General features: G+C 38.9%; 13 protein-coding genes. 5 read left to right on the forward strand and 8 right to left on the reverse strand.

From position 1 onward, the window contains the following. Nucleotides 1–38: 38 nt before the first annotated feature. From UABAM_RS26145 to UABAM_RS26180, 8 genes are read right to left on the reverse strand one after another with little or no spacing between them, the layout of a single operon-like run. Entirely contained in the window at nt 39–1,472 is a 1,434-nt protein-coding gene (locus UABAM_RS26145; protein WP_151970936.1) for a GlgC family sugar phosphate nucleotidyltransferase, read from the reverse strand. Then, nucleotides 1,469–2,830, reverse strand: coding sequence for a WecB/TagA/CpsF family glycosyltransferase (locus tag UABAM_RS26150; RefSeq protein WP_173013582.1), 1,362 nt, complete (start codon nt 2,828–2,830; stop codon nt 1,469–1,471). The genes UABAM_RS26145 and UABAM_RS26150 overlap by 4 nt, the downstream gene beginning before the upstream one ends. After that, nucleotides 2,830–3,543 (reverse strand): sugar transferase, encoded by a 714-nt coding sequence (locus UABAM_RS26155; RefSeq protein ID WP_151970938.1) that lies wholly within the window; start codon nt 3,541–3,543, stop codon nt 2,830–2,832. The genes UABAM_RS26150 and UABAM_RS26155 overlap by 1 nt, the downstream gene beginning before the upstream one ends. 58 nt (nt 3,544–3,601) lie before the next feature. Then, a complete protein-coding gene (locus tag UABAM_RS26160) occupies nt 3,602–4,741 on the reverse strand; it encodes a glycosyltransferase family 4 protein (protein WP_151970939.1) in 1,140 nt (379 codons plus the stop codon). Continuing rightward, complete coding sequence (locus UABAM_RS26165; RefSeq protein ID WP_151970940.1) at nt 4,738–5,655, reverse strand: glycosyltransferase family 2 protein; 918 nt, start codon at nt 5,653–5,655, stop codon at nt 4,738–4,740. Before UABAM_RS26165 ends, UABAM_RS26160 begins: the two co-directional genes overlap by 4 nt. Then, a complete protein-coding gene (locus UABAM_RS26170; protein WP_151970941.1) occupies nt 5,652–6,485 on the reverse strand; it encodes a polysaccharide deacetylase family protein in 834 nt (277 codons plus the stop codon). Before UABAM_RS26170 ends, UABAM_RS26165 begins: the two co-directional genes overlap by 4 nt. After that, nucleotides 6,482–7,669, reverse strand: coding sequence for a hypothetical protein (locus tag UABAM_RS26175; protein ID WP_151970942.1), 1,188 nt, complete (start codon nt 7,667–7,669; stop codon nt 6,482–6,484). The genes UABAM_RS26170 and UABAM_RS26175 overlap by 4 nt, the downstream gene beginning before the upstream one ends. 1 nt (nt 7,670) lies before the next feature. Then, entirely contained in the window at nt 7,671–8,813 is a 1,143-nt protein-coding gene (locus UABAM_RS26180) for a glycosyltransferase family 4 protein (RefSeq protein ID WP_151970943.1), read from the reverse strand. 89 nt (nt 8,814–8,902) lie between these two features. Between UABAM_RS26180 and UABAM_RS26185 the strand changes: the two genes are divergently transcribed. Genes UABAM_RS26185 through UABAM_RS26205 form a run of 5 tightly spaced genes read left to right on the forward strand, consistent with a single transcriptional unit; the run spans nt 8,903 to nt 15,430 of the window. Beyond that, a complete protein-coding gene (locus UABAM_RS26185; protein WP_173013583.1) occupies nt 8,903–10,090 on the forward strand; it encodes a glycosyltransferase family 4 protein in 1,188 nt (395 codons plus the stop codon). Continuing rightward, nucleotides 10,087–11,325, forward strand: coding sequence for a glycosyltransferase family 4 protein (locus tag UABAM_RS26190; RefSeq protein WP_151970945.1), 1,239 nt, complete (start codon nt 10,087–10,089; stop codon nt 11,323–11,325). The genes UABAM_RS26185 and UABAM_RS26190 overlap by 4 nt, the downstream gene beginning before the upstream one ends. Further along, the gene (locus UABAM_RS26195) at nt 11,318–12,469 is read left to right on the forward strand and encodes an alkaline phosphatase family protein (protein ID WP_151970946.1); all 1,152 of its coding nucleotides are present in this window, start codon (nt 11,318–11,320) and stop codon (nt 12,467–12,469) included. The genes UABAM_RS26190 and UABAM_RS26195 overlap by 8 nt, the downstream gene beginning before the upstream one ends. Nucleotides 12,470–12,473: 4 nt before the next feature. Next, on the forward strand, nt 12,474–13,328 hold the full coding sequence (locus tag UABAM_RS26200; RefSeq protein WP_151970947.1) for a BUD32 family EKC/KEOPS complex subunit: 855 nt from the start codon (nt 12,474–12,476) through the stop codon (nt 13,326–13,328). Continuing rightward, on the forward strand, nt 13,328–15,430 hold the full coding sequence (locus tag UABAM_RS26205; protein ID WP_151970948.1) for a GumC family protein: 2,103 nt from the start codon (nt 13,328–13,330) through the stop codon (nt 15,428–15,430). Before UABAM_RS26200 ends, UABAM_RS26205 begins: the two co-directional genes overlap by 1 nt. Nucleotide 15,431: the final 1 nt, after the last annotated feature.

A 15,431-nucleotide genomic window follows, 5' to 3' on the forward strand; every position in this document is an offset into this window, starting at 1 on the left:
TACACCTCTTATAGAAAAATGAACTGTCAAAATAAGAACTATTTTAAGGTACGCCCGAAAAGAACTTGTTTCAAATAACTCACGCCAATGTAAAGATCTTGTTTAAAACCAGCAGAAACAGCATAAAAAGCTTCAGAGGCATACAAATCTTCAGCTGTACTTGCTAAAGATTTTACATATTGCTCGGTAATTATACCACTTTTGCTGCTAATGTATAGAGAACGCCAATCTTGAGGAAGGTTTTCTATTTCTTCTTTATTGCGCGGTGGTATACCAACAAAATGCATTTTACCACAAGCGATTTTCCATAACCCGGGAATGAAGAGTAAAAAAAAGTGACGCGTAGGACTTAAGTGATTGATCTGTTCCTTTTTGCAAAAACTAAAAAACGTTTGGCTTTGCCATAGGTTTGCATCGCATTTTGCAGGGAGCACGATGTAGTCATTTTGAAAAAAAACAGCTCCACGACGCAGTAGCTTTAAAGATATGATGGTGAAAAGAAACAATGGCATAAAAACAATAAAAAGTGTCATCGCTAGTGTACGTGAAAAAATACTCATTGCTATATTTTTTAATACATTATCGTTTAAATTTCCTAAGATAAAGTCATCCACGACCTCTATTTCTGCGCCAAATTCAATATTAATCAAACGATTTTTATCGATCACGACATTTTTCAAATCTAAAGATTCTCCGACATAGCTTTTTGGAAAAATCACAGCATTTTCGAGTGTAGACTTATCCTCAATAATACAACCTTCTTCGATAACAACATTGCCATTTATTTTTATATTCTGAGCGAAACGGCAGTTTTCACCAATATAGACAGGGGGCTGTATCGCTGTGGTAGAAGGAAGAAGTACATTGCGCGACAGCCATACACCTGGTTCTACCTCTTTCGCAGTTAACAACAGTTTATCAAAATCTTTATTCAAAACTTTGCGAATAGATGCTAACAAATTGGAATAGCTATTAATGGTTAAGTATTGGGTAATTTCGCAATCATTTTCTTCTGTAATTTCACTACGTTCTCGCAAACTTGTAACTGTATCGATTTGATCTGTGGGGACCCAAGCCCAACCACACCAGAATAGTTTGTCATTCTCCTTTGTAAAATATACTTGCGATTTTTGCTGCTCAATAAGTGGTAAAAACGCTTCATGAGCAATGAGCGTTGCCTGTTCATCAGCAAAATCAATAACATTTAACATTTCGTATGCGCGATCTGTAGACTTTGCCAAGTGAAAAGTGAAATCACATCCCCAACGTTCGCCATTTCCAAAAAAGCTCTCTACCTTTTGTGGAAGATGAGTCAAAATAAAATCGATTTTTTTGATCTCAAGAGAAATGATAAATTCAACTATGTGCTGCAAGAAAGGTTTTCCCAAAAATGGAATCATACCTGTGGGATAATATTCATTGATAAGTGACATATTATCCGAATGTCCTGGCGCAATGATTACTGCTCTCATATCGTCGTCCCTCGTAATTTCTGTTTCATAACTCGATATAAAAAAACAACGTTGCCAATAACATAGCGACGCCACAATCTTCGTGGTTCGTTATACAAACGATACACCCACTCCATACCAATTTCTCTCATCCATTGGGGAGCTCTTGGCATACGTCCGGAATAAAAATCAAATAACCCACCTACTCCTATCGCAACTTTTGCATGGAGTTGTGCTTGATTTTGTGCAATCCACTTTTCTTGTTTGGGAGCTCCAAAGGCCACGAGTAGAAGATCTGCCTTACTATCGTTTATCTGCTCAATTACTTGTTGCTGTTCTTGTTGTGTAAAATAACCATTGCGATAGCCTGCTAACGTTAAATTCGGATAGTTTTCTTTTACCCAACTAGCAACGCCTTGAATTACTTCCTCACGTGCTCCTAGTAGAAAGAGACTTTTAGATGTTTTCTGTAATTTTTCACACAACCGCGGAAATAAATCCGTTCCGTTAACATTTTGTTTAATCTCATTTCCTAAAAGTTTCCCCGCTATTTTTATTCCGATTCCATCTCCCAAAACGTAGTGACAATTTTTTAATACGGTAAAGTAATCGCGATTTTTATAGGCAATATTGGCGCAATCAGGGTTTACAAAACAAAACTGCTTTTTCTCACTACCATCCATAACGTCCATAATCTCTTCAATGGCTTCGTCCATCGTGACATTTCGAATCAAAATGCCAAAAATATTGATGTAATCGCGGCTAATTTTAACACCTTTTCCGTACATCATCGCCGGAATAGATCGCAAAGCAATGCCGAGGTCGCGACGAAAACTTTGCCGCTCAATGTACTCATTGTCCACATCTAGTTCTGTTTCGTAATCGATATTCGCTCGTTTACGAATCCACCACAAGCAAATAAAACCGGGACGTACACTACAACGCCGTCGTACTTTTTCTTGATTAAGTGTCAATTTTTGTGGAGAAACAAGACTTGGTCCAATCAACGACATATCTCCTTTGACCACATTCCACATAGCCGGTAAACGATGAAAGCGTAGCATTTGTAAAACCTTACCAAACATGTTATTTGGCAATTTAAATTTATATTCGTAAAAAACAATTCCCCACCGTCCTAAACGCGCAATTTTGTCAACTTTTGGCAATCGCAAACTGAATATCATATACAAAAAAATGACCGGCAAAAATAACAGCAACAAACACAGAGCAATAACAAAGTCGACCACTCGCTTGACACTGCCTAAAAGCTGCACGGTAAAAACCCATGTAAAACTACGTAACCACTTATGGATACGCTGCCTAGCGATGCCTTTTCGTGAAAAACGTCTATATAACTCTTCCGCCCGTGGATCACGCACTAGTAAGCCCCCTTTCCTGTTAAAACAGCGGGAACAGTCATGATAATTATTTTGATATCTAACCACACACTTTGGCTTTCGATATACTGCACGTCAAGCTTTACTTGCTCTTTAAAAGGTATGTCTCCGCGTCCACTTACCTGCCAAATACAAGTAAGTCCTGGCTTAATATCTAAACGTCTACGATCACTTAAAGTATACTTCTCTACTTCTGATGGAACAGGAGGACGTGGACCAACAAGAGACATATCGCCTTTTAGTACACACCACAACTGTGGTAATTCATCAATGCTAAGTTTGCGAATAATACGCCCAATCCATGTAATACGCGGGTCTTTCTTCATTTTAAAAGTGATACTATCCTTATGGTCATTTTGCTCCATCAATTTAGCTTTGAGCTTTTCTGCGTTGGCTACCATCGAGCGAAATTTGGGAAATGGAAACTCGCGTCCCCATTGTCCAACACGCGTTTGCCAAAACAATATTGAACCACCATCCGTTACCTTGATACAAAGTGCTACAAAGATAAATAAAGGCAATAAACATACCATGCCGCACACACTCGCTGTAATATCGATGGTACGCTTCATAAGCTTTGTTCCACCAATCACCAATACCCAGATATATTTTTTGCGATAAAATTTTACCTTGCGCAATACACCTTTGCCTTTGGCATATCTATTGTATAATTCTTCAAAATCTTGACTCATCATAATTATTTCTCCGCAAAATTTTACGTATGTTTCTCTATAAGCACAGCATTTTTCATGCCTAACTATCAAATACTTTAGTAAAAATCTTCATTGTTTCTTGTGCTGTAAGGGACCAACGAAATTTTTGCGCTTGCCGCCAACCTTCTGCAATGCATTTTTCTTTCACATTGGGTTGTGAAATAATCGAATAGATTTTCAAGTACATATCTTCCACATCATATGGATCGAACATCAGAGCGGCGTTTCCGGCAACTTCCGGAAGAGAGGAAATATTTGAACATGCCACGGCAACTTTACAGCTCATTGCCTCTATAACGGGTAAACCAAAACCTTCGTATAAAGACGGAAAAACAAATACATCGCAAGCGTTGTATAAAAATGGTAAGAGCTCATCCTTGACAAAACCAGTGAAGATAATATCGTCTTTGCATGAAGTCTCTTCCGCTACTTTTTTCACTTCATCTGCGCGAGACCATTCACTTCCTGCCAAAACAAGTTTGTGAGGTACATGGTGCCTTTGTTTACACAATTCAAAAGCACGTATTAAATTTACATGGTTTTTCCCAGGATGTTCAATGCGCGAGATATACAAAATATACGGCGCGTTGTGTAATGCATAGTGCTTTTCTACTTCTTTGCGCGCTATTTCTTTGTCTAATGGTTTGTAAACATTTTCATCCGCGGCTAGAGGTGTTACAGTTACGCGATGCTCTGGAACTCTAGCAAATTCTACAATATCTTTCTTACTGCTCTCGCTCACAGTCAAAATATGATCAAGCCGTCGCACCATAAAAGGTAAAACTTTCTTGATGTAAAAATCCCGCGCCAAGTTGTACTTTCCGGCAACGTGAATGCTGGAGAAATCATGCACAGTTCCCACTGTTTTTGTGCCACAAAAAGTGGGTAGGCGTCTGTTGGCGGCAGGGAGAAACAGCACATCATATTTCTTTGCGTAGTGTGGTAAATACGCTTGGTGCCAAAAAATATTTTTTGCGGGGTTACGCCACTTCTCGGAAAAAAATCGGCTAGTAAAATTACTCTCTTCAGGAATGAATATCGATTTCTCACTTTCGTACGTAAGAATCTCAAAAGAGTGTTCGTCACTATAACGCTGCAACTCTTTTAATAAGGTGATGATGTAGCGGCTAATTCCCGATTTGCCGCCATCTCCCCCAAATGTCGTTACACCAATTTTCATGATGAACCTCTTTCACTTCCGTAGTGTTTCAACACTATTTGTTGCCCAACACTTGCATCATCGCTATTACTCAATTTGCGCTTATTCCCCAGTTTGTTTCCTTTGTAGTATGCCCATTGATACACAAAACGACGCGCAGGTATTTTGCACATCTCAATAAACGCACACTGGCGAAGGTGATAAACAGTATCGCGTAGAACAGACACACCAAATCGTCTCATTGCTTTAAAAATACCGTCTTTATTTTGGTAGATAAAGGCGTCTGCTTCGCCCTCAACAAATCTTCGTCCATATATCTCTTTTAAGTTGTAGTTATGGGAATGCATAACTATCGCATCAGCCACATACTGTATTTTATGGCCATTATTACGTGCCCAATTTCCCCATTCTGTGTCTTCTGAAGCCCAAGCATCTACATAGAATTTATGCTGTTGCCATATATCTTTGCGAATCGCGGCAAGAGGCAATGACAAAGTAATCCACGGGGGAGCTTCTCCACTTACAGGGAAACTCACATCATAATCTCTACGTACCCAAGTAACGGCCTCAGGTCGCGGTATTTGTCGTCCAAAAGCCCCTTTGATTTCAGGATCATCAAAAGCAGCGACTAACCGTTCTAACGAATAGTCGCACAGCGGTACGGAATCTGAATTTTGGAAGACAATAATTTCTCCCTGTGCATGTTCAATCGCCATATTGAGCACTTTTCCAGGATAATATGCTTTTGCCTCTATTTCGATGAGTTTGCAAGGATAGTGCTTCACTATTTCCAAAGTGCGATCCGTTGACCCAGAATCGACAACAATAAGTTCAAAATCGCGAAACGTTTGCGAAAATAAACCGGCAAGAGCCTGTGCAATTACCCAATCAGAGTTCTTGCAGCGCATAATGATCGATACACGTGGCTTTGTCATTGTTGTTCTCCATTTTTTTGCATTTGTTGTTCGAGAATTTCAGACATAAATACAGTTTCACACCCGGAGATAAAATCTAAAATCTTACGAAAACCCGCAAATTTATCGCAAAGGTACATGGTGATGGGGTGAATAATCATATTTGAAATAATACCGTCGCGTTCATGTGCTTTTAATTCGTCTAAAACGCGTTCTGTCCATTCCTCAATATAATAAGAATCGGGGCCATAATCATCGCTCCAATTGTAGCGCTTCTTAAACCATTCCACATATTCGGGCGTTCTCTCTGCATGAAATAAATGTTCGTGATCGGGCATTACATTTAATGGAAAATTGTAAATGCCACTTGGATGCAAAATTGGTCCATTCGAATCCTTTTTTACACCATCCGAACAAATTTTTATGCCACTTTGCCACAAAGCTTTTTCCGTAAAAGGACCATGCATGTACATATGATTGCGCCAACTTTTTATCGTACGCCCTGTTTTTTTGCGAATGATATCCATTGTTTTTTTCGCATCGCGTCTTTGCACCCACAGTGGACCGTTGTAACTGTGAACCAATTTATTCCAAACGCGATGCACAATCTCGGGAGTGAAGCAAGAGTAGTTATGACCGCCAATTTCAACAAAGTCACTTTCACATATACTTTTGGTTAAACCCCATTCCTCCGCAAAACATTTACCTGAAATAAAAAAAGTTACCTTAACTTGGGCCTCTTCTAGCATTTTCAAAAACAATTGTGCGGTCTCTAATTCCGTAATATCACAGCATTTCTGGTTACCTGTTTGTAGTGTTGTATGGTGTAAGTCACCTGAAAGACAAATCATATTTTATCTCCTAGATCTATATCATAGCGTTGTAAAAAGTGAATAAAATTTGTATCACCATGTATACACCATTGGCGTAAGTATGGTTCTAGTAACTTTTGTTCTTGGGTATGTAAAATATTTTGTACGACCAACGTAGCATCGTTTTGAATGTGGTAAGCGACGATGGGGAAAACTATCGTTAAAATCTGGCGTGGGCTACAACTCTTATAGCCAAGACGTGCAATAGTACCTTTTAAACAAATCCGTGGCTTTTTCTTCGTCATGTATATCAATTTTTTAACTGTAGAGCGCAATGACAACAATCCCTCCCCACAAATGTGCGCAAAAGCTATTTGCAAGTAATTGTCCCATGTTAATTTGCGTCGAAAACGCTTCTCTTCGCAATACAAATGAACTTTTGCCAGTTGCGGTCGTAGCTCTTCTAACCATTTATGAAGATCTTGTTGTAAATATTTATCATACTGCGGGAAAAAACGAAACTCGAGCATATCATCGTATAATTTCTTAAAGTCTGCATCGACATCTTGCGTACGCATACGTTGTTGTTTTTCGCAATAGCTCCAACTGTATGCTCCATTAAAAAATAACAATGCATCTCCATAACCAATGATCGCCTTGACAACATGTTTAACAATAAGGCGACGGATCACTTCATTTTCGGTAGAGCACTTCTGTAAAAGAAGTTCATTGATGAGTAACAACGTTCCTCTATTCACTAACAGGTTGGCAATGTCTTGGGGAATAATGTGACCTCTGGCGAACTTTGTCAGTTTGCGAACACAGTCAGGCTCACCAATGATCACTTTATGACCGAAATACATATCATGCCACATGACAAGCCGCGGAGAACGTTTTAGCTTTTGGTAATCAATCATTCCGATATCCATACCAAGGTCATATTTTTTTATCAGTGGTGAAATAGCTTTGTCTAAGTTACTTTTAAGTTGATGGTTGCCACTACCTTTTGTTAGTAACAAAAAGTCAAAATTATTGTGTGGCCTTTCCTCACCACCTTGTATTTCCACACCACCTTCTCCACGTCCATAACCACCGATTAGCACCAAAGCCACATAATATTCTTCACGAAGGTGAGGCTTTAGTGTCGCGACAACTTCGTGCATGATCTCCGTAATTTTCTTTTCGAGACTTTCAGAACCCCGTACCGTAAATTTTCCCCACATATTATTTCAACCCTTCAAAAAAAGCGCTCAGCTCAGCGATATGCTTTTCTGGAGTAAACTTGTCGTAATAACTTTGTTGGGCGTGTGCACCCATTTGTATGCGCATCTCTTTATTTTCGATTATCTGATCGATCGCAGCCGCTAACTTCTTGGGGTGATTAGCGGGAACCAACAATCCGGTTTTTTCATGCTGCAACCAATCACGAATTCCGCCGACATCACATGCAATGACAGGAGTTTGGTAACGCATTGCCTCTGGACCAATTAGTGCAAACGTTTCGGGTGTTCTACTCGGTACAATCACACAGCTACACTTTTGGTAATATTCGTCAAGAGAGGACTTTTTCCCTAAAAATCGTACGCGGTCATGCAGCTCAAATTTTGTACAAAGTTCCATAAACATATCTTTTTGATGACCTTCTCCGGCAACCCACAGTTGTGGCCCAGTTTTTGCAATAGATAATGCTTCTAGTAGCGTATCGAGTCCTTTGCCACGTAGAAGTTGTCCAGCAAACAGCAGTGTTTTCTCCTCACGTGCAAATTCGTTACCACTTTGAGGTGGCTGGGCATATAGTGGAATCACTTTTATCTTATCTTCTTCAAAACCATGAGCAATTAAGTGAGACTTCATGTACTGAGAAGCAACGATGTATGCGGATAATTTATGATTCCAACGTTGTTCTTTTTTCAAAGAATGTACAAATTTGAGTTTGATACCTTGTGGAGCGCGGTTGATAAATCCCAAGCATGGGTAACAACGCAAACCCATAGGTTTCGTGCATGTTTCATGCGAAAGAGTGCGGTATTTGTGCTCTCGTAAGCAAAACAGTTTATGATCATGAAAAAAACGTATTGTTGGTATACCACTTTGTATAAAATCTAGAATTTTTTTTCCCGCAAGCCGATGAATATATATAACGTCAGGTTTCGCTTCTTTGATTTGTCTTTGAATATCGACGATGGGGAACGCACTGTCAAAAATTTTTAAAAATTTTGGGGAAATTGCTCCCTCAACATCGTATAGAAGAGTGTTCTTGTATTTTTTTTTCTTCAAACTATTTGCCGTTTGAAAAATATATTGTTCGCAGCCGCCAGTAAAATCTGCGGGTTCATTAATCCACATAATATGCATATTTTTACTCACAAAAAGATTCGCCTGTAAATTCTTATAACATTACTATTGCGTTATTTAATAAAACTTAAACAAAAAACATGCCAATCAGGATAAACATTATGAAAATAGCGATTATTTCTAACCTATATCCGCCTTACTACTTGGGCGGATATGAAATTTTATGTGCGCAAGTTTGTAAAGAATTGCATAACCGCGGCCACAAAATAGTGGTGCTCACATCACAGCATGGAGTGGAAAAAGCATGTGTAGAAAGCCAAGAGTTTATGATTCATCGCCAACTTGAACTGTATGTGCCGTTTCCGAAAGCTGCTAAATTAATGCGCAGGCAACGATTGCGAACGAGTCGCACAAACTATGACACAACCAAAAAGTTTTTACATGACGAAAAGCCGGACCTTGTCTTCATGTGGAGTCAACTACGTCTGACACTGGGGTCAGCACAAGCAGCGCAAAAAGTCGGAATACCAACAATCTATACCTTCAACGACTACTACATGGGTGGTTATAGTCCAAGTGCGTTTTCGCTGCGCTTACGCCCCTTCTTCCGCTATATTCTAGACAACGTCTTCTACCGCCAAATCACTCATCGTAATCTTGACTTCTCTTATACCACCTGTATAAGCAATGTTGTGAAAGATACTTTATTACAAAAACGCGTCCCGATTCAAAATTCGCGTGTTATTAACCAGGGAATACCTATAGAACAATTCCCCTACAAAAAGCGGCAAAAAATAACAGAAAAACCAAAGCTACTGTATGTTGGACAATTACACGAATACAAAGGTGTTCACACGATTCTCGAAGCATTGCGACTTCTGCCAAACCTAGATATACAATTATCTATTGTTGGCGACGGTCCACAACAATATAAAGATCGGTTGCGAAGTGAGGCACAAAATTTGCGTGTAGAGTTCCTTGGCAAGGTACCACACGATAAAATTGCTGAAGTATACCGTAGCCATGATATATTTATATTCCCTTCGATATGGCCAGAGCCATATGGGCTAACTCATCTCGAAGCAATGGCTTCAGGAACAATTGTCATTAGTACAAACGACGGGGGGCATGGAGAGTTTCTGAAACATCATGACAATTCATATGTTTTCAAAAAAGATAACCCACACGACTTAGCGGATAAAATCCAAGAAGTATTGCATCATCCCCAGAAAACATCACAGATTGTGCAAAATGCCCGGGAGATGGTAGAAAATAAACTCTCGATCAAAGCATATGTTTCGCAGCTAGAGACATTTTTGAAAGAGTGCTTGGAGAAGGAGAAAAAATGAAAATACTGCAAATACCAAGACGTTTTGTCAAAGAGGATTGGGGAGGCACAGAAACAGTCATTTTAGAAACAAGCAAGAGCTTAAAAGCATTAGGACACCAAACCGAGATTATCTGTCCTAATATTCTCACTTCTCGTCACGAAGAATACATCGAGGGAATTCGCGTAAAACGTTGTCCTTATTTTTATCCGTACTACGGCCTTAGTAAGGATGCGAGACGCCTTCTCGACAAACGTGGCGGAAATATTTTCTCTTTGGCGTTAATGCGTCAACTACGACGTATGCCCGCAAATATATTTCATCTGCACACAGGAAAAAGAATAGGTGGGATTGCCAGCTACATAGCGAAAAAACGCAATATACCTTTTGTGATTTCACTACATGGCGGCGTGTACGACGTTCCACAACAAGAACGAGAAAGCTGGACCTCACCAACAAAAGGTACTCTTGAATGGGGCAAGGTTCTTGGACTCTGGGTCGGCTCGCGCAGCGTACTACAAAATGCTGCGGCAATTATTTGCGTTGGTAAAAAGGAACACCAAGAAGTACAAAAGCGCTTTCCGAACAAAAGAGCATTGTTTTTACCTAATGGCGTAGACGTAAAACATTTTTCTCAACAATGTAACCCAAAGAATTTTCGCAATAAGTACTGTATTGATCGGCATAAAAAAATTATTTTGCAAGTCGGACGTATTACTCCGCAAAAAAACCAACAATTTTCTCTCGAATTGCTCAATGAACTCAGAAAAAAACACCAAGTACACTTGGTGCTCATTGGTCCCGTGAATGATCATATTTATTTTGCACAATTACAAAAATATATTGCACAACACAATTTACAAAACTGTGTCACAATTATTCAGGGATTGCCAGCAAAAAGTACAGAGCTTCTCGAAGCGTATCATGCATGTCAACTATTTTTGTTACCTTCTATCCACGAGCCATTTGGTATTGTGATTCTTGAAGCTTGGGCAGCACAAAAGCCAGTTGTTGCAAGTAATGTAGGAGGTATTCCTTCTTTTGTGACGTCACAAAAAAACGCGTTGTTGTGTCAGGTAAACCAACACTCTCCGTTTCTAGATGCGATAGAAAAAACCATAAGGAACAACAATTATGCTCAAAATCTGGCGCAAAACGGATTTGGTGAAATCAAAAAAAAATATAGTTGGGAAAAAATAACACGTGACCTCATCTGTTTATATGAAAATGTAATAGAGGAACATTACCATGTCTAAAACTTTAAATCTATTTGTGTTTATCGATGCTTTTGGTTGGGAGCTACTGCAAAAAAACTCTTTTCTTGATGATATTTTGCACACAAAAACGAAATTAGATACTGTGTTAGGTTATAGTTGTACGTGCGATCCAACAATACTGACAGGAAAAATGCCTCATCAACATGGTCACTTTTCTTTTTTCTACTATAACCCACAAAAGTCACCTTTTCGTATATGTCGCTTATTAGATGTATTCCCTAAATTCTTTACCAAGCGTGGGCGTGTACGACGTTTACTGAGCAAATTGCTTGTACGTTACTACAAATTTACAGGATATTTCCAAATATACAACATGCCTTTTCGCCATCTCCACTTATTTGATTACTCGGAGAAAAGAGACATTTATCAACAAAATGGTATCAACAGTGGTGCCTCCAATATCTTTGACCACCTGCGTGAAAAGAATATTGCATTTTATCTATCGGATTGGAGGCGTGGAGAAAACGAAAACATACAAAAACTGCACACAGCTATTTGCGAGCAACAAGTTCCTTTCGCTTATTTATACTTGGCGGCAATGGATGCCACGTTACACCAATACGGCACCGACCATGAATTGGTCACGCAAAAAATTGCTTGGTATAGCGAACAACTACAAGGTATACTGAATTTGGCAAAAGAGCACTACCGAGACGTAAAATTACATATATTCTCAGACCACGGCATGACAAATGTGTGCGATACATTTGACCTCATGTCTGTCGTCAACAATCTTTCATATAAATTTGGTAAAGACTTTGTTGCTGTTTACGACTCGACAATGGCGCGCTTTTGGTTTTTAAATGAAAACGCACGGCATGATATCGAAAAAACGCTTAAAAATGTATCGTGTGGACGAATACTGAGTCAAGAAGAACTCTCGGATTATGGCTGCTACTTTAGCGATCATCGTTATGGAGAACTCTTTTTTTTGATGAATCCCGGTGTTCTCATATGCCCAAGCTTTATGGGTGACAAGCCACTCAAAGGAATGCATGGCTATTGCCCGCATGACAAAGATTCAACGGCGATGTTTTGCTGTAACTATACTTTAGAAAATCCTCCTAAACGTCTCGACGACTTGTATTCATTAATGAAATCTACGGCAAGTGAAAATGAATAGCACCATGACTGATATACCAACAACTCTACCACTAACAAACATTACGTTTATAAAAAAGAATCCGTATTGTTCTATTTATCGTGCACAACTTCACAAAGAAATCGTTTTTGTAAAACACTATATTCAACAACAAGAAACGTTAGTGCCAAACGAAGCAAAATCAATTGAGCTATATCAAAAAATTACACATGGCGAAAATATATGGTCAGAGTGTACCGTAATAGAATGTGACCCCCCAAAGGGCTTGTTAGTGGTCAGTTTTGTACCTGGCGACTCTCTGTCTCGCTGTATTTACAGTTGCAAAAATAAGCCACAACTTTTACAAAATGTTGTTTCCTTAGGAAAATTATTGGGCTCTTTGTACAATGAAACAAAAAGAGAAGGAACAATAGATCCTTTTTTCTACGAGTACATAGAATATTGCCAACAAAAATTGCAAAATATACATGGTATACCCGGGTGTTTAAGTAAACGCTATCACCTCTTACCTGTTGAGAAGGTTAAAGAAAATTGTATTTCTTTTTCGCACGGAGATTTCGTTCCAGCGAACATCCACTTGCACAATGAAAAAGTTGGACTGATAGATTTTGCAAACAGTAACGACTGTAGTCACATTGAGAACGACATTATGAACTTTACGATTGCCATCAATAACATGTTTATCAAAAGCAGTTTGAAAAAAGAAATTCTTCAGGCCTTCCATGAAGGAATTGGCGAACGAACCGTATTCCCACAAACAAAAAACTTATTTCGTACTTTTCACTATTGCAGGTGGATTATGCTAAATATCCATAGTAAAAATCCTTTTCGTCTGTTCAACGTGTGGAAAAATGCCCAGCGTTTTCAAGAGATAGAATAATGCCAACGGAAGAAAAAAAACCTCTCCCTATTCATATACCAACAACAATTAAAGCTTTCTTAATGCTATGGTGGTTTGCTGTCCTTACGTTAGTCATTGGAGTATTTGTATCGATTATCACAGCGATTTCCTTTGGTAAGGAATTGTATCGTTGCCGTGCTATCTATTTATACTCTCCAAAACAAATACCTGAACTAGTGACGTTCGGGGCACTTTCATTACAAACGCATGTCAGCTTAATCAAACTTCCTGCGAACTTAGAAGTCATGGCACAACGTTTAGGGAAATCTTCTAGAAGTATTGCGGGATCTTTCAATGTTATTGTTGGCAAGAAAGAAGGAATGGTGACGTTTTTAGTAGAATCCTCTTCTGCGACAGATGCTTTTGAGACGATGAAGGTAGTTACCGATGTATTTATTAGTTCGCAAATCGAAAAACGTCGTTCTCATGCCCAAGAATACATTACCGCATTTAATGGCCAATATCAGAAAGCTCTGCAAAACTTACGTAGCGCACAACAAGAAATGCAAACGTTTATTCAAAAAAATAAAATAGTGGATATTTCTAAGGAAAAGCAGTGGTATTTGGAAAAGATTGTCAGTATTGAAATCGAACTTCAACACGCAAGAATAGATCTCTCTGCTACCGATATCAAACTAAATAAGATGCAAAGCATTCTCCAGGACTTAGAAAAAAAAGTAAAAAAAGAAAGAATTTCGCAGGGGCAAAAAGAATCTCTCACGGATATGTCCTTGCGTAAAGAACGACTACGTCAGCTCATTTCAGAAGCGAAAAATCGCCAAATTTTTACAACGGAACTCCGAGCAGCGCAGGAAAACCTAGAGCGCCTACAAAAAATGAAAAACCAAAATGTTGCCTCGGAGCAACAGATTTCAGAAGCGAAAGCAAGAATAAGATCCATAGAAGCAAAGTTAAAAGATACAAAGGAAATTACCAAGTGGAAAAAAGAAATTGAGAAACTCGATAATTTTATTGTGCCGAAAGCCGAAGAAGACACACCATCTTCTCTTATTCTAAAAGATATTCTATTGCAAATGTTTAACTTGCAACTACAGCAAGTGGCAGCCCAAGATCGCGTTACAAAAATAGAAAACAATATACGAGAGAACCAACAGCACCTTGATAAACTCGCTTACCTACAAGAGGAGTACAATGGTTTAGAAAGAACGATTGCCTTGAGCGCCTCTGTAGTAAAACAATACCGAAAAATGATAGAGGCGGCCGATCTTATTAGTAAATTGAAAAAGCCAGACTTTCTCGTCGTTTCTCCTCCCAAACTCCCTAAACGTCACTCTAAATCAAATAAAAAACTCATTGCAATACTTATTTTTGCTTTATTCTTTATGCTTGCATTTGCCGTACCTAGTATTTACGGCCTTATCTCATTATCATGTCGTTCTGCTGGTGAAGCTAGAGCGCGTTTAGGGCTTAAAATATTGGGAGAATTCCGCAGCCCTTCCCAAAAGAGATATCCCGGCATTGTCAAGCGCATAACACGACGAATATTAAACCTTTTCAGGCGCTCGTTCACTGTAAAAACTCATCTACCGAATTATGAAATAGATGGCAATCAATTTTACAATTTAGCCAGTAAAATTTCTCCCCATATACAAGGAGAAAGAGGTTGGACAATTGCGTTATGCGAAGCGCATGACCAAGGTAGTGACCACTTACGTAGTGTCGGTTACGGGCTATCCTACTACATAAGTAAAATGGGTTACAAAACGATGCTTGTTGATATGGTTTCCCACAAGCAAACCGATTTACAAAGTATGTGTGAGTCAGAAAATATTTCTTATGTTTCCATTCCAATAAGCGATAAAAAAATCATACGCGAACAGTCTTTTGCAGACCTTTTAGAAAAAGCAAAGGATCAACATAATGTCATTTTTATATTAGCCCCCACCGCGGAACATACCGCAAGTTTTCGTTTGTGTGTCAGATACTGCGAAGGAAGTATTATGTTAATTGAAGCAGGTGTTCATCCTTTTTGGCATTACTTTAAAGCGAAAAACATCTTAAAAGAAGAGGAAAGTGTTATTTTAGGTATGAGTGTTTCTAATATACAAAGACCTTTTTAGT

It is taken from the genome of Candidatus Uabimicrobium amorphum (assembly GCF_009002475.1).
GTDB lineage: Bacteria > Planctomycetota > Uabimicrobiia > Uabimicrobiales > Uabimicrobiaceae > Uabimicrobium > Uabimicrobium amorphum.